Source organism: Rubrobacter tropicus (assembly GCF_011492945.1).
In the GTDB taxonomy this organism is placed as follows: Bacteria; Actinomycetota; Rubrobacteria; order Rubrobacterales; family Rubrobacteraceae; genus Rubrobacter_D; species Rubrobacter_D tropicus.
On record NZ_CP045119.1, the window covers coordinates 3,009,319 to 3,024,086 of the forward strand.

Annotated in this window: 16 protein-coding genes and 1 pseudogene; 5 read left to right on the plus strand and 12 right to left on the minus strand. The window is 68.0% G+C overall.

Translation table 11 applies throughout. The features are described 5' to 3' along the window. Positions 1 to 249: 249 nt before the first annotated feature. The 7 genes and pseudogenes from rpiA to GBA63_RS15205 form a co-directional block, all read right to left on the minus strand. Positions 250 to 948 carry a ribose-5-phosphate isomerase RpiA gene (gene rpiA, locus GBA63_RS15180; protein WP_166177399.1) on the minus strand — a complete coding sequence of 233 codons (699 nt, stop codon included), beginning with the start codon at positions 946 to 948 and terminating at the stop codon, positions 250 to 252. Between the two features lie 7 nt (positions 949 to 955). Next, positions 956 to 2,140 carry a S1C family serine protease gene (locus tag GBA63_RS15185; protein ID WP_166177401.1) on the minus strand — a complete coding sequence of 395 codons (1,185 nt, stop codon included), beginning with the start codon at positions 2,138 to 2,140 and terminating at the stop codon, positions 956 to 958. A gap of 31 nt (positions 2,141 to 2,171) precedes the next feature. Then, positions 2,172 to 2,840 (minus strand): nuclear transport factor 2 family protein, encoded by a 669-nt coding sequence (locus GBA63_RS23710; RefSeq protein WP_228282131.1) that lies wholly within the window; start codon positions 2,838 to 2,840, stop codon positions 2,172 to 2,174. A 166-nt stretch (positions 2,841 to 3,006) separates the two neighbouring features. Continuing rightward, positions 3,007 to 3,681, minus strand: a pseudogene (locus GBA63_RS24460) (serine/threonine-protein kinase); the annotation flags it as partial. Between the two features lie 285 nt (positions 3,682 to 3,966). After that, the gene (locus tag GBA63_RS15195) at positions 3,967 to 5,574 is read right to left on the minus strand and encodes a serine/threonine-protein kinase (RefSeq protein ID WP_166177405.1); all 1,608 of its coding nucleotides are present in this window, start codon (positions 5,572 to 5,574) and stop codon (positions 3,967 to 3,969) included. Positions 5,575 to 5,597: 23 nt separating this feature from the next. Further along, positions 5,598 to 6,410: a 3-deoxy-7-phosphoheptulonate synthase gene (aroF, locus tag GBA63_RS15200; RefSeq protein ID WP_166177407.1), complete on the minus strand. Its 813-nt coding sequence runs from the start codon at positions 6,408 to 6,410 to the stop codon at positions 5,598 to 5,600. A gap of 2 nt (positions 6,411 to 6,412) precedes the next feature. Then, on the minus strand, positions 6,413 to 6,709 hold the full coding sequence (locus tag GBA63_RS15205) for a chorismate mutase (protein WP_166177409.1): 297 nt from the start codon (positions 6,707 to 6,709) through the stop codon (positions 6,413 to 6,415). A 243-nt stretch (positions 6,710 to 6,952) separates the two neighbouring features. Between GBA63_RS15205 and GBA63_RS15210 the strand changes: the two genes are divergently transcribed. The 3 genes from GBA63_RS15210 to GBA63_RS15220 all read left to right on the plus strand — a co-directional run bounded on the left by GBA63_RS15210 (position 6,953) and on the right by GBA63_RS15220 (position 9,539). Further along, positions 6,953 to 7,945, plus strand: coding sequence for a pyridoxal phosphate-dependent aminotransferase (locus GBA63_RS15210; protein ID WP_166177411.1), 993 nt, complete (start codon positions 6,953 to 6,955; stop codon positions 7,943 to 7,945). Next, positions 7,882 to 8,988: a prephenate dehydrogenase/arogenate dehydrogenase family protein gene (locus GBA63_RS15215; RefSeq protein WP_166177413.1), complete on the plus strand. Its 1,107-nt coding sequence runs from the start codon at positions 7,882 to 7,884 to the stop codon at positions 8,986 to 8,988. Before GBA63_RS15210 ends, GBA63_RS15215 begins: the two co-directional genes overlap by 64 nt. A 131-nt stretch (positions 8,989 to 9,119) precedes the next feature. After that, positions 9,120 to 9,539: a globin family protein gene (locus GBA63_RS15220; protein ID WP_166177415.1), complete on the plus strand. Its 420-nt coding sequence runs from the start codon at positions 9,120 to 9,122 to the stop codon at positions 9,537 to 9,539. A gap of 25 nt (positions 9,540 to 9,564) precedes the next feature. On the opposite strand, the gene GBA63_RS15225 is transcribed toward GBA63_RS15220, so the two are convergent. From GBA63_RS15225 to GBA63_RS15240, 4 genes are all read right to left on the minus strand, one after another. Then, entirely contained in the window at positions 9,565 to 10,014 is a 450-nt protein-coding gene (locus tag GBA63_RS15225; RefSeq protein WP_207956822.1) for a nucleoside deaminase, read from the minus strand. A 9-nt stretch (positions 10,015 to 10,023) separates the two neighbouring features. Beyond that, the gene (locus tag GBA63_RS15230) at positions 10,024 to 10,587 is read right to left on the minus strand and encodes a Uma2 family endonuclease (protein ID WP_166177417.1); all 564 of its coding nucleotides are present in this window, start codon (positions 10,585 to 10,587) and stop codon (positions 10,024 to 10,026) included. 80 nt (positions 10,588 to 10,667) lie between these two features. Continuing rightward, entirely contained in the window at positions 10,668 to 11,558 is an 891-nt protein-coding gene (locus GBA63_RS15235) for a TIGR01777 family oxidoreductase (RefSeq protein ID WP_166177419.1), read from the minus strand. A gap of 81 nt (positions 11,559 to 11,639) precedes the next feature. Further along, positions 11,640 to 12,254, minus strand: coding sequence for a DedA family protein (locus GBA63_RS15240; protein ID WP_166177421.1), 615 nt, complete (start codon positions 12,252 to 12,254; stop codon positions 11,640 to 11,642). Positions 12,255 to 12,478: 224 nt separating this feature from the next. Between GBA63_RS15240 and GBA63_RS15245 the strand changes: the two genes are divergently transcribed. Together GBA63_RS15245 and GBA63_RS15250 are read left to right on the plus strand one after the other, a co-directional pair. After that, entirely contained in the window at positions 12,479 to 12,871 is a 393-nt protein-coding gene (locus GBA63_RS15245; RefSeq protein WP_166177423.1) for a CopG family transcriptional regulator, read from the plus strand. A gap of 19 nt (positions 12,872 to 12,890) precedes the next feature. Further along, positions 12,891 to 14,066 (plus strand): extracellular catalytic domain type 1 short-chain-length polyhydroxyalkanoate depolymerase, encoded by a 1,176-nt coding sequence (locus GBA63_RS15250; protein WP_166177425.1) that lies wholly within the window; start codon positions 12,891 to 12,893, stop codon positions 14,064 to 14,066. Positions 14,067 to 14,249: 183 nt separating this feature from the next. On the opposite strand, the gene GBA63_RS15255 is transcribed toward GBA63_RS15250, so the two are convergent. Then, on the minus strand, positions 14,250 to 14,711 hold the full coding sequence (locus GBA63_RS15255) for a calcium-binding protein (protein WP_166177427.1): 462 nt from the start codon (positions 14,709 to 14,711) through the stop codon (positions 14,250 to 14,252). Positions 14,712 to 14,768 lie beyond the last annotated feature (57 nt).

A 14,768-nucleotide genomic window follows, 5' to 3' on the forward strand; every position in this document is an offset into this window, starting at 1 on the left:
CCACCGCGATCCGCGCGGTCAGCTTGTCAGCCCTGCGAAGAGGCTGGGCCCGTGGCGAACGGGCCACGAGTTACGTAGGTTTTCAGGTTCCAAGGCTTTTAGGCTTTCAGGGGCGGAGGGTCGGGGCTCCCTCTTCGTTTCGAGACGCACCCCTCAGGACCTCAAAACCTCACCAGCACCAAGGTTCAGTCCTTATGCAACCCGCCTTAGGGACGTATTCCAAACCCGCCCCACGGACGGGGCGCGGTTTTACGTTTCGATGGTTCGGACGCCGTTCTGGTCGGCGATGACGGCGGCGCGGGCGAGGCCTATGAACAGGCCGCATTCCAGGGCGCCGGGGATGTTCTTTATTGCGGCTTCTAAAGTTGGTGGGTCCTGTATCGGGCCGAAGGCGCAGTCGGCGGTGTAGTGTCCTCCGTCGGTGACGAAGGGGCGCCCGGGCTCTGCGCGGTCCATCCTTAGCCTGGGTTCGCAGCCCAAAGAGGCGAGGGCTTCGAAGGTGGCCTCCCAGCCGAAGGGGTCGACCTCGACGGGGAGCGGGCCGCGGGTGCCTAGAGTGTCTACGGCCTTCGAGCCGTCGGCCACGAGAACGAGGCCGTCGAGGGAGGCCGCGGCGACTATCTTCTCTCGCAGGAGGGCGCCGCCGAGGCCCTTGATGGTGGCGAGGCGGGGTCCTATCTCATCGGCCCCGTCGAGCGTGAGCGTGGGGCGTGCCTCCGAGAGGCCGACGAGCGGGATGCCCGCCTCCCTGGCGAGGGCCGCCGTGCCCTCGGAGGTCGGCACGCCGCGCACGCCCCGGAGCTCGCCGGCGGCCAGCTTCTCGCCGATCCGCTGTACCACGAAAGCGGAGGTGGTGCCCGAACCCAGGCCGAGCGTAGCACCACTTTCGACGAAACGATCCACGGCCGCGTTGGCGGCCTCCCGCTTCAGCCGGTCGGTGGGCTCCACGGGGTCCCTACGTGTCTTCCGGGCGGGTGTCCACGGTCAGCTCGACCTCGCGCTCCCCCTCGTTCGGGGTGACGACGGTAAGCGAGATACTGTCGCCCGGGTCGCTGGCGTTGACGGCCTCGATCACGTCGTCCGAGGCGACGACCTTCTCTCCCTCGACGGCCGTGATCACATCCCCCTCGACCGGCACGTCGGGGACGCCCTCGATCTCTTCCCTCCCGCCGCCGCTTATGCCCGCGTCCTCGGCCGGCCCCCCGCTCGTCACGCCGCTCACGAGAGCGCCGTTGGGCGGGAGCCCGTACCTATCGTTCAACTCCTCGAGCGAGAGGCCGGTGACGGCGGCGATCTCGTCTATCCCGTATTGGAACATCTGGACCCCTATAAAGCCGTGGACGACCTCGCCCGTGGTTATGAGCTCCTCGACGGCGTCTTTGGCGGTGTTTATGGGCACGGCGAACCCGACACCCTGGGCCACGCCCTCGGAGCCGGCGGAGGCGACCTGGGAGTTGATCCCGATAACGGTCCCCCTGGCGTCGAGCAGGGGCCCTCCGGAGTTGCCCGAGCTTATGGCCGCGTCGGTCTGGATGGCGTTGTCTATCGTGTACTCGTTGGGGGCCGTGATCGGCCGCCCAAGCCCGCTGACTATCCCGGTCGTCACGCTGATGCCGACGTTGAGCGGGTTGCCGATGGCTACGACGGGCTCCCCGACGCCAAGCGCTTCCGAGTCCCCGAGCGTCAGGGGCTCGAGCAGGCTCCGCGGCGCCTCTACCCGGATCACGGCGACGTCCGTGGACGGGTCCTCCCCCACGACCTCGGCCGTCTTCCTGGCACCGTCCGCAAACCGCACCGAGATGTTCTCGGCCCCGTCCACGACGTGCTGGTTGGTAACGATGTGCCCCGTCTCGTCGAGCACGAACCCGGATCCACCCCCGGGCCCCATCTGCGAGGAGGTCACGTCCACGCTCACGACCCCCGGCGCATCCTGCCGGTAAACGTCGCCGACCGAGAGCCCTTCACCGCCGATAGGGGCCGTCCCGGAAGGCTCGCTCGGCGCCGGCGCCTGCTTTATGGTGACGTTCCCCGTGTCGTCGCTACCACCCCCGGCGCCCCCGTCCAGGCTGCTCCAGAGGCCGATGATCAGGAACAGCGCCGTGACGAGCCCCCCGATGATCGCGGATACCAACGCTGTCAATGCGGTTTTCAGGACAGTTCCCTTCCGTGATTCACGCGGCCACGAAGTCCAAACTGCTTATCTTCCACTCGTCGCCCACCCGGACGAGACTGGCCGTTCCGGTGCGCCTGTCGATCCGATCCGAATGATAGGCGACGGTGCTGGCAGATACGGTAGCAGTATTATCGTTGGCCTCCGTCGTCGTGGGGCCTTCCGTAAACTCGATTCTCTCCAACGTATCGAAAGTCCCGGCGAAGGTGGCCTGCGAAGGCCACGTACTCTGCCGATAAGCGTCGGTCAGAAGCTGCGAGGACCTCTGGTAATCTCCGTCGGCGGCCGTCTGGTAGAAATCTTCCACCGTCTGAGCCGCGGCCTCCTCGGGAGATTCTCCACCAGATTGCTGCCCGTCCTGCCCTGAGCCGTTTCCCGAAGGCGCGGGCGTCTGGTTCGAGTCGCCGGTGTTCTGGGTAGTCGGCTGCGGCGTGTTCCCGGCGGCGGCGCCGTTTTCCTGAGACCCCTGGTTCTCGTTGCCGCCGTTGCCCGCGTTCGCCCCCCCGGCGTTCGCCTGTTGGTTCTGCTGGGCGTCGTTCTGTCCGGTGTTCTGTCCGCCGGGGAGAAGGTTTGGCAGGGCGAGGGCCCCGATCACGCCGAGCACGGCCACGACCGCCAGCGCGGCGAGGACGGCGCCCATCCGGCCCCGGCGTTGGGTTCGTCCCCCCAAGGAGGCGACCGTCGGGGCCTCGCGCGGCCGTTCGCGTTCCGGTTCCCCGGGCTCGGCCGGGGTCGTAGGGGGATGGGAGCCACGGTCGGGCGGCCGAGGCGAAGCGTTTGAGGGCCTCTTCCGTGCTCGGGCGGTCGTCCGCGTTCTTGGCGAGGCAGGCCAGGATCAGGGCCTGCAACTCCTCCCCCACGCCGGCCCCGCGTCCGTCCATCGGCGGCGGCGGCTTGGAGACGTGCTGGCTGGCCACCTCTATGGGCGTCCCCGTGAAGGGCGGCTCGCCCGTCGCCGCCTGGTAGAGCGTGGCCCCCAGCGAGTAGACGTCGCTCTTGGGCGTCACCTTGTACCCCTGGAGCTGCTCGGGCGAGGAGTAGAGCGCGGTGCCGAGGTAAGCACCCGTCCTCGTCGCCTGCGTGGTGTCCAGGGCGCGCGCGATCCCGAAGTCCGAGACCTTGGCCCTACCTTTCTCGTCCAGCAGGATGTTGTGCGGCTTTATGTCCCGGTGGACGACGCCCCGCCCGTGCGCGTGCGCCAGCCCCGCGCAGACCTCCTCGCCGAACCCGGCGAGCTCCGCGGCTGGCAAAGGCCCGCGCTCGTCTATGCGCTCCTTCAGGTCCCCGCCCGAGAGGTACTCCATAACTATGTAAGAGACCTCGTCGCCGTCGAGATCCCCCTCCCCCGCGTCGTAGACCTGCACGATGTTCGGGTGCGAAAGACGCGCGGCCGTGCGACCCTCGCGCCGGAAGCGCGCCGCGATGTCCGTCTCCCCGTGCATGGGCTTCAAAACCTTCACCGCAACCGGGCGGTCGAGAACCTCGTCCCGGCCGAGAAAGACGCGCGCCATGCCACCGGAGCCTACCTCGCGCTCGAGTACGAACCTGTCAGCAAGCCTCCTCACGCGCGTGATTATACGCTCCGGCTACGCCTTCGCAGCACGCTTGCTCCCTTCGGTCGCGCTTGTCAGCCTGTCAGCTTTTGGCCGCCCAAAGCCCCACCGGGCAGCGCGATGCGCGACGGTTCGAGTATCGCGAAACGTAACGCACCCAGACGACTGGCTGAGAGCCTCCGAAGGAGGCGCGCTGAGAGCGAGGCCCGCGGAGGCGAAGCCGGAGCGGGCTGACAGGCTCTACTAGGCAGGCGTGGTCCGCTCGTCTTCGAGGCGGTCCAGCTTCCACTCCCCGTCTTCCACGACGCACACCCAGGTGCCCGAGAGGACCTCGGAACCCCACGTGTGGTCCAGCCTCGCCTCGAACGATACCCGCGCCTCGTCGCCGGACGCGGTGGCGGCCGGCAGCGTAACGTATTCCATGTATTCGAACGTGTAGAGGTCCTCCTGCTCGGCCCACTCCTGGGGGGAACCTATTTCGTCTTGCAGGCGACCGGAGAGGGCGGCCCACGTGGCGTCGACCCTCTGGAAGGACTGGTCCACGTACATGTCGAAGACGGCGCTCTCGGCCTCCGCCAACGGCGGCGCGGGGCCGGGGTCTTGCGTCTCGCCGCCCGCGTCGTCGCCGGACGACCCGCCTGCGGAGTCCTGGCCCGACTGGTTCTTAACCGGCTCCTGCTCGGGGGCCGCTACCTGTTTCTGTTCGCCTGCGCCGCCGCTCGCGGGCTCCGTCGTTGGGGCGCTGGGGTCGAGCATCGCCCAGGCCGCCGCGCCGGCGAGGAGCAGGAGCAGGACGGCCCCGATCAGGAGCGCCGCCGTCGTCCTCTGGCGCGAGCCGGATCTGAAGGTCCGCGTTGGGAGGCTCACGGTCTCGTCCGGCGGGCCTTCCACGCCGCGGGAACCCCTGCTCTCCAGCCTGCGCCTGACGGCCTCGAAGCCCGAGAGCCCGGCCGACCTCGCGGTCCCGACGGCGCGGGAGAACCCCGCGGCCCCGGCGGGTTTCCTCGCCTTGGCCGGTTCCGGCTGCGCGGCACCCGCGCCGATGCCCCTCTGGAAGAGCTTCTCGTGGACGCGAACCGCGTCCGGGCGTTCTTCGGGGTTTTTGGCGAGGCAGGTCAGGATCAGGGCCTCCAGGCCGCCGCCGATGCGGGCGCCGCGCTCGCGCGGGGGAGTGGGCTCCTTTAGGACCTGCTGGTTCGCCACCTCTATCGGGGCGCCGGAGAACGGCGGCTCCCCCGTCGCGGCGTGGTAGAGCGTGGCGCCCAGAGAATAGACGTCGCTCTTGGGCGTGACCTTGTGTCCCTGGAGCTGCTCTGGGGAAGAGTAGGCGGCGGTTCCGAGGTAGGAGCCCGCGCGCGACTCCTCGGTCGTCTCGAAGGCGCGGGCGATCCCGAAGTCTGCCAGCTTCGGGTTGCCGCGCTCGTCCAGGAGCACGTTCCGGGGCTTGACGTCGCGGTGGATCACGCCGCGCTCGTGGGCGTGGGATAAGGCCGCGGCCACGTCCGCGCCGACCCGCGAGAGCATCCCCTCGGGCAAGGAGCCCCGCCGGTCCATCAGCGCCTTCAAGTCCCCGCCGGGCGCGTACTCCATCACTATGTACGAGACCTGCCGCCCGTCCAGCAGGTCCTCGCCCGCGTCGTAGACCTGGATGATGTTGGGGTGGGAGAGCCTTGCCGCGGTGCGGCCTTCCTTACGAAAAAGGGCGCCCGTCTCCTCGTCGTCGAGGTCTGGGTGCAGGATCTTGACTGCTACCGGACGGTCGAGCACCTCGTCGCGGCCCAAGAATACGGCGGACATCCCCCCGGACCCGAGCTCCCGCACCAGGACGAACCTGTCGCCGACGCGGCGCACGGCGCTCCCCGGACCGGACGGGACTAGATGACCTCCCGGCCCATCGCGCCGGCGAAGGGCGAGAGCTCCTCCTTCAGGCCAAGCAGCGCCTCGACCGGCAGCGCCTGCTCCCCGTCGCAGAGCGCCTCCTGCGGGTCGTGGTGGCTCTCGACCATCAGGCCGTCGGCCTCGGCGGCGACCGAGGCCTTGCTCAAAGGCACCACCAGGTCGCGCCGGCCCGCGGCGTGGGACGGGTCCACGATCACGGGCAGGTCCGTGAGCCTCTTCGCCACGATCACGGCCGACAGGTCGAGCGTGAAGCGGGTCGCCGTCTCGAACGTGCGGATGCCCCGCTCGCAGAGCACCACGTTGTCCCCGCCCTCAGCGGTGACGTACTCGGCGGCCAATATCCACTCCTGCACCGTCGCCGAGAGCCCGCGCTTGAGAAGCACCCCGTGGTCGGTGCCGGCGATGGCGGCGCCAATTCGCTTCAAGAGGGAGAAGTTAGCCATGTTCCTGGCGCCGATCTGCAAGACCTGGGCGTGCTCCATCACGAGCTCGATGTCGTACGGGTCCATGACCTCGGTGACGACCTTCAGGCCCAGCTCCCCGGCGACTTCGGACATGATCTTCAGCCCCTCCTCGCCGAGACCCTGGAAGGAGTAGGGGGAGGTGCGGGGTTTAAAGGCGCCGCCGCGGACGTACTCGAAGCCGGCCTCCTTCACGGCCTTCGCGGAGGCGACGAACTGGTCGTAGCTCTCGACCGTGCAGGGGCCGGCGATCACCCGGAAGGTGTTCGGCCGGATCATGCCGTTCTGGGTCTTTACGTCCGTCTTTACGGTCTGAGAAACGTCCATGCCTACCTCTGAAACTCCCCGCGTTGTATCTCAAGGTCGCGGATGCGGTGCAGGATCAGCTCGAAGATCTCGCGCATGGACGAGTCGTAGATGGGACCGGGGTTCTGCTCCACGACCCTCCGCAGGATCTCTTCCTCGCGCTTCGGGTCGAAGATCGGGACACCGGCCTCGAACTTTATCCGGGCGAGGTCCTGCACGATCTGCGCCCGCTCGCTGAGGGCCCGGATCAGCTCGAGGTCCACCTCGTCGACCCGCTCCCGAAGCTCTTGAATCTTCGCCTGTCTCTCCGCTTCCGTCATAGGGGTGGGATTGTAGCAGCGCAGGCTTCAGGTTACAGGCGTCAGGCATCAGAAAGTTTCGGGCAACCGATTCTCGATCTGCAACCCGGGGGCCTGTTGAAAGAACGCAACAAGAAGCCTAGTCTTTAGCGGCTGGGATCCGTCCACCACAATCCGAAAGCTGAAGCCTGAAACCTGATGCCTCCAACCTTTAGATCCGAACTCGATTCGCTCAAGACCTACGTCCCCCCGAAGTCCTGGCGGATGGCCGCCGAGGGTCGGGCCGACGACTACGCGAAGCTGACCTCCAACGAGCTCGCCTTCGGTCCGCTCCCCGAGGCCGAAGCCGCCCTCACCGGGGCGCTGCCCCGCGCCAACCGCTACCCGGACAGCCACGTCTCCCGGCTCCGGCAGGTCATCGCGGAAGCGAACGCGGGGGTCGAGACGACCAACGTGATGGTCGGCAACGGGTCGAGCGAGGTCCTGCTGAACGCGCTCCAGCTCCTGCCCGCTGGTGGCGAGGTCGTCTTCCCGTGGCCCTCGTTCAGCCTCTACCCGATGCTCTGCGCCGTGCTTGGCATGACGCCGCGTCCGATCCCCCTGGAAGAAGACAACGGGTTGCCGGCCGAGGGGATACTCTCGGCGGTGACGCAAGAGACGCGCGCCGTGATCCTGTGCAATCCCAACAACCCTAGCGGCACTTACTTGAAGCTGGACGAAGTGAAGAGCCTGGCCGAGGAGTTGCCCGAGGATGTTCTCCTGATCCTGGACGAGGCGTACGTCGAGTTCGTGGATGACCCGCTTTACAAGGACTCTCACGCGCTCGCCCTCGAAAACGAGAACGTCGTAGTGGCGCGGACTTTCTCCAAGGCGCACGGGCTCGCGGGGCTCAGGGTGGGGTACGGGATCGCGCCCGAGAGGCTCGCCGACTACGCGGAGCGGGTCAGGTTCCCCGTCTCCGTGAACCTGGCCGCCCAGGTCGCCGCCACGGCCTCGATGCTCGCGAGGGAGAAGGTCGGGGCTCGGGCGGAGTTCGTGATCCGGGATCGCGGCAGGCTACAGCGGGCGTTCGAGGCCGCGAACCTCGACTTCATCCCCTCGCAGGGCAACTTCGTTATGGTCCGGTTCGGGGCGGACGAGTTCGAGAAGTCGGGCATCCTCGTCAGGGAGGGAGCCGCCCTCGGATATCCCGGGTGGAGCCGGGTGACGGTCGGCAACAAGGAGGAGAACGACCGCGTGATCGGGGCGATCTCCTGACCCGCGCGCTCGGCATCGTTGGGGTTGGCCTCGTCGGCGGCTCCGTCGGCCTCGCGGCCCGAGGGGCCGGCTGGGAGGTCGTCGGCGTGGACCGGCCTGAGGTTCTCGAAAGGGCAGTGGATCTGGGAGCCATAGATCGCCCCTCCACCCTCAAGGAGGTCCGGGGCACGGACCTCGTCGTGCTGGCGGCCCCGATCTCGAAGGTGACGGCCCTGATCTCGGACCTCGCCCCCACCGACGCCCTCGTCACCGACGTCGCCAGCGCGAAGAACGCCATAGTGCGCGAAGCGGAGGCGAACTCCCTGCGTTTCGTCGGCGGGCACCCGATGGCCGGGAGCCAGCTCGCCGGCGTCGCCAACGCGAAGCCCGACCTCTTCCACGGCGCCCGCTATTTCCTGACGACCACGCAAAACACGGACCCCAACGATTACAGGGAAGTCTCGAACTTCGTGCGCGAGCTCGGCGCGGTGCCCACCGCCGTCGACCCCGAGAAGCACGACCTCCTGATGGCGGCCCTCTCCCACCTGCCGCACCTCATGGCGGCGGCCCTCCTGAAGGTCGCCTCGGACATCTCGCCCGAGGCCCTCTCCTTCGCCGGGCCGTCCTTCCGGGACCTGACGCGGGTGGGGGCGTCCAACCCCGGGCTGTGGTCGGACATCCTGGCCGAGAACGCGCCGGCTCTGGGCGAGGCCCTGGCCCACTTCGCGGGGGCGATGGCGCAGCTGGGGAGCGAGATCCAGGACAGAAAGGCCATCGAGAACCGCTTCCTGGCGGCCCGCGAGGCCTACGACGCCCTGGGCGGCATCCTGGTCGAGAAAAGCGGCGAGAACGCGGACGTCGCCATACCGGTCGAGAACCGCCCCGGCGTCTTCGCCGAAGTAACCACCCTCATGGGCTCAAACGGCATAAACATCCACGACCTCTACGTCAGGCACTCGAACACGGAGAGGGCCGCCCTGGTACTGACGCTGGACGCGAAAGCGGCGCCGGCGGCGCGCGCGCTGTTGAGAGAGGCCGGCTTCGGGGCGGAGATCCAGAGCTAGAGCGGTCACGTTGTTTGGCCGGAGCAGGGCCGCTGACGGCCGTCGGCCCTTCCAAACGCTTCAACCTCATCGCGAAACGCTCTAGAATGCTGACCGCAGAGAGTCGACTCAGGCGCACGGGGGGAGAGACGATGCCTTTGACGGACCACCAGAAGGCGCTGGTACGCTCGACGTGGGCGCAGGTGCTCCCGATCTCCGACGAGGCCGCGCGGCTTTTCTACGGCAGGCTCTTCGAGATAGATCCCTCGACCAGGCCCCTGTTCGCCTCGGCGAACATGCCGGAGCAGGGCAAGAAGCTGATGCAGACGATAGACGTGGCGGTTGCCAGCCTCGACGACCTGGACCGCATAAGGCCCGCCGTCGAGGACCTGGGGCGCCGTCACGTCGACTACGGGGTGGCGGAGGAACATTACGCCACGGTGGGAGCGGCGCTGCTGTGGACCCTGGACCGGGGCCTGGGCGACGGCTTTACCCCCGAGGCCGAGGCGGCGTGGACCGAGACCTACGGGATCCTCTCCGGCATCATGAAGGAAGCCTCCGCGCGCGCCTGAAGACCCGGCGCCCCGTACCATCCGCTCAAACCCGGCGCGCCATCTCCTCGTAGAGGGCGTCGCACTCGCCCCCCAGGACGCCGCCCTCTACCTTGAAACCACCGAAGGAGGCGCGGGCCGAAACCTCCCCGCAGCGCAGGTCCACGTGCGGAAGGCCGAGCCCCTTCAAGGTACCTATCGAGGTGCCGTATAGAACGCTCGGGATGCCGGACCAGAGGATCGCGCCCGCGCACATCGGGCAAGGCTCCGCGGTCGTGTAGAGGACGAGGTCGAACGGGTCTACGCCAGGCCTTCTATCGAACAGGTCCATGATCGCCGCCGTCTCGCCGTGCAGGACGGGGCTTCTATCCGCGTCGTTGAGGCCTTCGGCCAGGATCTCGCCGCTCCCCGCGTCCGCGATTACGCACCCGAACGGCGCGTCCGGGTTGCCGCGCGCGACCTCTATTGCCCGCCTCATGTACCGTTCGTGGTCCAAGCCGTCTCCTTATTCCTGCGCGAAGATCTCGGGCAGGGACAGCTTCCAGCCGGGCACCACGTCGGCCCCGTCCACGACGTCGCCGGCGTCGGCCGTGAGGACGCGTATGTCCTCTCGGGAGCGGTAGACCGTGATGGCGCGCCTCTCCGGGTGCGCCACGAGGACCATCCGGCACCCGGCCTCCAGCCAGTCGAGCGCCTTGTCCAGCACTTCGGAGCTCCTGTCGTTCGGGGAGACCACCTCGACGACGAGGTCCGGGGCGCCGGATCTGAAACCGCTGATCCGCCCGGCCGCCTCCACACGTTCCTGGCCCACGAATGCCGCATCGGGCGCGCGCACGGTGTCGGGGTCGGAAGAGATCTTGAACCCGGTCTCTGCCGTATACGTCCGGCCGAGCTTGTTGGCCTTGACGTGGTTCCTGAGCTCTGCGGCTATCTCTAAAGCCAGGTACCCGTGCTCATCTCCGGCCGGCGTCGTCTCCCTCAACTCCCCCCTCACCAGCTCGCGGCGCGTGCCGTCGTCCGGCATGTTCAGGAGCTCTTCGGCCGTGACGGTCTTCGTCTGCACGGTCATACGTCAACCTCGCCTCTCTGGTGGCCCTTCGCCACGTGGTTCTTCGTATGATACGCGCCGCGTTCCGCCCTCGAAACCGGCTACCGGCCGAGCAGGTGCCTGAGCGCGCCTTCGAGCTGCGGGTAACGGAACGCGTAGCCCGTCGCCTTCAGCTTTGCGGGCTCCATGCGCTGGCTCGCGAGCAGCAGGGCGTCGGCCACCTCGCCGAGCAGGATCCGGACGGCCGGAGCCGGAAGCGGCAGAACCGTGGGCCGTCCGAGGACCTTACCGAGGACCTTCGTGTACCCGGCGTTGGTCATCGGGTTGGGCGAGCCGACGTTTATGGGGCCCTCGACCGCTTCGTTCGTGAGGGCGTGGACGATGGAGCCTACGACGTCGTCGAGGGCGACCCAGCTCACCCACTGAGTGCCGCTTCCTATCTTCCCTCCCCCGCCGAGCTTGAAAATGGGTAGCGTCGTCCCGAGAGCCCCGCCTTCCGGGCTGAGCACGACGCCCAGGCGCGGGTGGACGACCCGGATGCCCGCCCGCCGCGCCGGTTCGGCCGCCGCTTCCCACTCCCGGCACACCCCGGCCAGAAAGCTCGTGCCCGACGGGCTCTCTTCGGTCAGGACCTCGTCGCCCCGGTCGCCGTAGTACCCGACGGCCGAGGTCGAGACCATTACCCCCGGCGGGGTCGCGAGGGCGGCTAGCTTCTCGGCGAGCAGGCGCGTCCCCTTTATCCTGCTATCGACGATGCGTTGCTTTTTCTGGGGGGTCCAGCGTCCCTCGGCTATGCTCTCGCCGGCGAGGTGGACGACGGCTTCGGTCCCTTCGAGGTCGCCGTCGATGGTGCCGGCCTCGGGGTCCCACCGGACGTCGTAAGCGGTCTTGGGGGAGCGGGTCAGGCGGGTAACATTGTGGCCTCCGGCCTCCAGTTCGGGGATGAGTGCCGACCCTATGAGGCCCGTCGCGCCGCTGATCAGGACGTTCATCTCTCTCCTCCGCCTAGCCGCCATCCCGTCCTATGTTAGCGTGCCCCCACGTCCCGCGGCGTGTCCGCTCTTCCACGCGCCTTACTGACCCTTCTTTCCGCGCCTGAAGTGGCGCAGGACGAGGAAGAGGGCGATGCCCGCGGCCCCGACGACGAGTACGACGTTGGAGTAAGAGCCGATCCAACCCTGAACCACCTGCCAGTTGGCCCCGAGGGCCACCCCGGCGCCTATGAGAAACCCGTTCCAAACCGCCGACCCGACGGTCGTAAGCACCACGAACCGCACCAGCGGCATCTTCGCCGTGCCGGCCGGTATGGAGACGATGCTCCGCGCGACGGGTACGACGCGGGCCCCGAGCACGACCCAATCGCCGTAGTGCCCGAACCAACCTTCCGCCTTCTGCAGTCTTTGCTCGTCGACCCGCAACCACTTCCCGTAGCGCAGCACGAGCCTGCGCCCGCCCCAACGCCCCAGCCCGTAGAGCACGACGGCCCCCGCAACGCTCCCGAAGGTGGCGGCGGCCAAAGCACCCCACAGGTTCAGGTCCCCCCTGCCAACCAGGAACCCCGCCAGCGGCAAAACCACCTCCGAAGGTATCGGCGGGAACAGGTTCTCGGCTATAAGGAGCAGGGCGAGCCCCACGTAACCGAGCGCCCCGATCACATCCAGAACCAACTGACCTACGTCGCCAAGCACGAACCCTCCACACGAAACACAACGGCCCCGCCGCACGGGCCGCCCCAGACACTAACACCGTATACCCGCAAACGAACGAAAGGTTTCATCGCGCATGAGAAAACCAACCCGCAAACCAACGCGCCTCAATATGAATCGCCCCTCCCCTTGACATCCCTTTGTCATCCACTTACCATCCATGTGGATGTTATACAGAGTATCGGAGAGTCTGAGGGCGTATTGGGATGAGCGAGACGGAGAAGATCACGATCAACCTCGGCCTGGTGGACCTTGGTCAGGTGGACCTGCTGGTGCAGGAGGGTTTCTACTCGAACCGGACGGACTTTATCCGCACGGCGATACGCAACCAGCTCTCCACGCACGCCGAGGTGGTGCGGCAGACGGTCGCCCGCAAGACGCTGGTGCTCGGGCTGGAGAACTACACCAGGCGGGACCTCGAAGCGGTCCGCGACGCCGGGGAGACGCTCGAGATCAAGGTCCTCGGGCTGGCGAGCATCGCAGACGACGTCAGCCCGGAGCTGGCGCTAGAGACCATCGACTCGCTGGTCGTGCTGGGGGCGCTCAGGGCGAGCCCGGCCGTAAAGTCGGCGCTGGCAGGCAGGATCCAATCCCCATAACCGGAAGGAGCAATTCTTTATGAACGAGAGCATACAGGCCCGCATGGCCGAGGCCACGCGCCTGACGCAGGAGGGACGCCTGGACGAGGCGACCTCGATCATCCAGGGCGCCCTCGGAAACGGCCTCCCGACGATGCCGACCAACCTCGGGACCGTGCCCAATTTCGGGATGGGCGGGACGAACGGACCCATAGACGTGACCTCCCAGCTCCTGAAAAGCGCCCCGCAGGGACCGGCGCCCCACCGGGGGACCGGCCCGAACCTGCGCTCCCGCGGCGTCAGGCATCCCTCCCACGGGACCACGGTCAAGGACGCCGGAAGCACGGCCGGCGGGCAGTTCGACGCGCGGTCGTACAGCGGCGCGGCCGGGGGGCGGTCCTACAAGCTCTACGTGCCGACAGGCTACTCCGGGGAGGCGGTGCCGCTGGTGGTGATGCTCCACGGGTGCACCCAGGACCCCGACGACTTCGCGGCCGGCACCCGCATGAACGCCCTGGCCGAGGAGCACACCTTCCTCGTGGCGTATCCCGCGCAGACCAACAGCGCCAACATGCAGAAGTGCTGGAACTGGTTCCAGGCCGCAGACCAGCAGCGCGGTCGCGGGGAGCCAGCCATCATCGCCGGGATCACGCAGCAGGTAATGGACGACTACGCGGTCGACGAAGGCCGGGTCTACGTCGCCGGGATGTCGGCCGGCGGGGCGATGGCCGCCATCATGGGCGCCACCTACCCCGACCTCTACGCCGCCGTCGGCGTCCACTCCGGGCTCGCCCCCGGCTCCGCCCACGACATGCCGTCGGCATTCTCCGCGATGCGCCAGGGCAACCCCGGCGCCCCGATGCCGCAGGCCCCCTCGAACGGACAGACGAAGGTCGTGCCGACCATAGTCTTCCACGGCGACAGGGACGGCACCGTCCACCCGCGCAACGGCGACCGCCTGCTCGCCCACCTCACGGCCGGCGACGGCTCCTCCCTCAAGGTCTCGACCCGCCAGGGCAAAAAACCGGAAGGCCACGCCTTCACCCGCATCTCCTACAAGGACGCCGAAGACCGCCCCGTGGTCGAGCGCTGGTCCGTCCACGGCCTCGCCCACGCGTGGTCCGGCGGGGGCCACCCCGGCTCCTACACGGACCCCAAAGGCCCCGACGCCTCGGCCGAGATGGTCCGCTTCTTCAAGCAACACGCGCGCAAGTAGGGAAGCTGTCAGCTTTCAGCCGTCAGCTATCAGCAAAGACCTTGTCGCGGGGACTTCCGTCTTTTCGGAAGTCCCCGCGACGGTTGCTCCCACACCAGGCGCCGAAGATGTCACCCGCTCCCGTCACACCAACAAAAAGCTGAAAGCCGAAGGCTGACGGCTGAAAGCTCTAGGCCGACCGCTCTAACGCGGCCGGCGGATCTCGCAGCCGGTAAAGCTGTCCTGGCCGGCGTCGAAGACCACGAGGTCGCGGGGACCGTTGCCGCAGGAGATCACGTCGCGCATCCCGTCGACGGCTTCGATGCGGTCGCTGCCCGTCCCGCCCGAGAGCCTGTCGTTACCGGTGTTGCCGATCACGACGTCTTCGCCGTCCGAGCCGTTAACCGTGTCGTTGCCCCTGCCGCCCGAGAGCCTGTCGTCGCCGCCGTCGCCGTTGATCGAGTCGGCGCCGGCGTTGCCGCGCACGAGGTCCCCGCCCTTGAGGCTGTAGATCGAGTCGCGCACCGGGCTGCCGAACATGGTATCCGGCCCGTCGCTGCCGACGCACCTGCCGCCGTTGCAGGCGAGCGTCGCCGCCAGCGCCGTACCCCCCGCCACGAGCAAAGCCGCCGTCACGACAGTCAACACGAGAATCGTGCGCCTCATTCCCTCTCCCTCTCCCCGCCGATACGTCCCGGTTACGTCATCCGTAGCATACCGGCA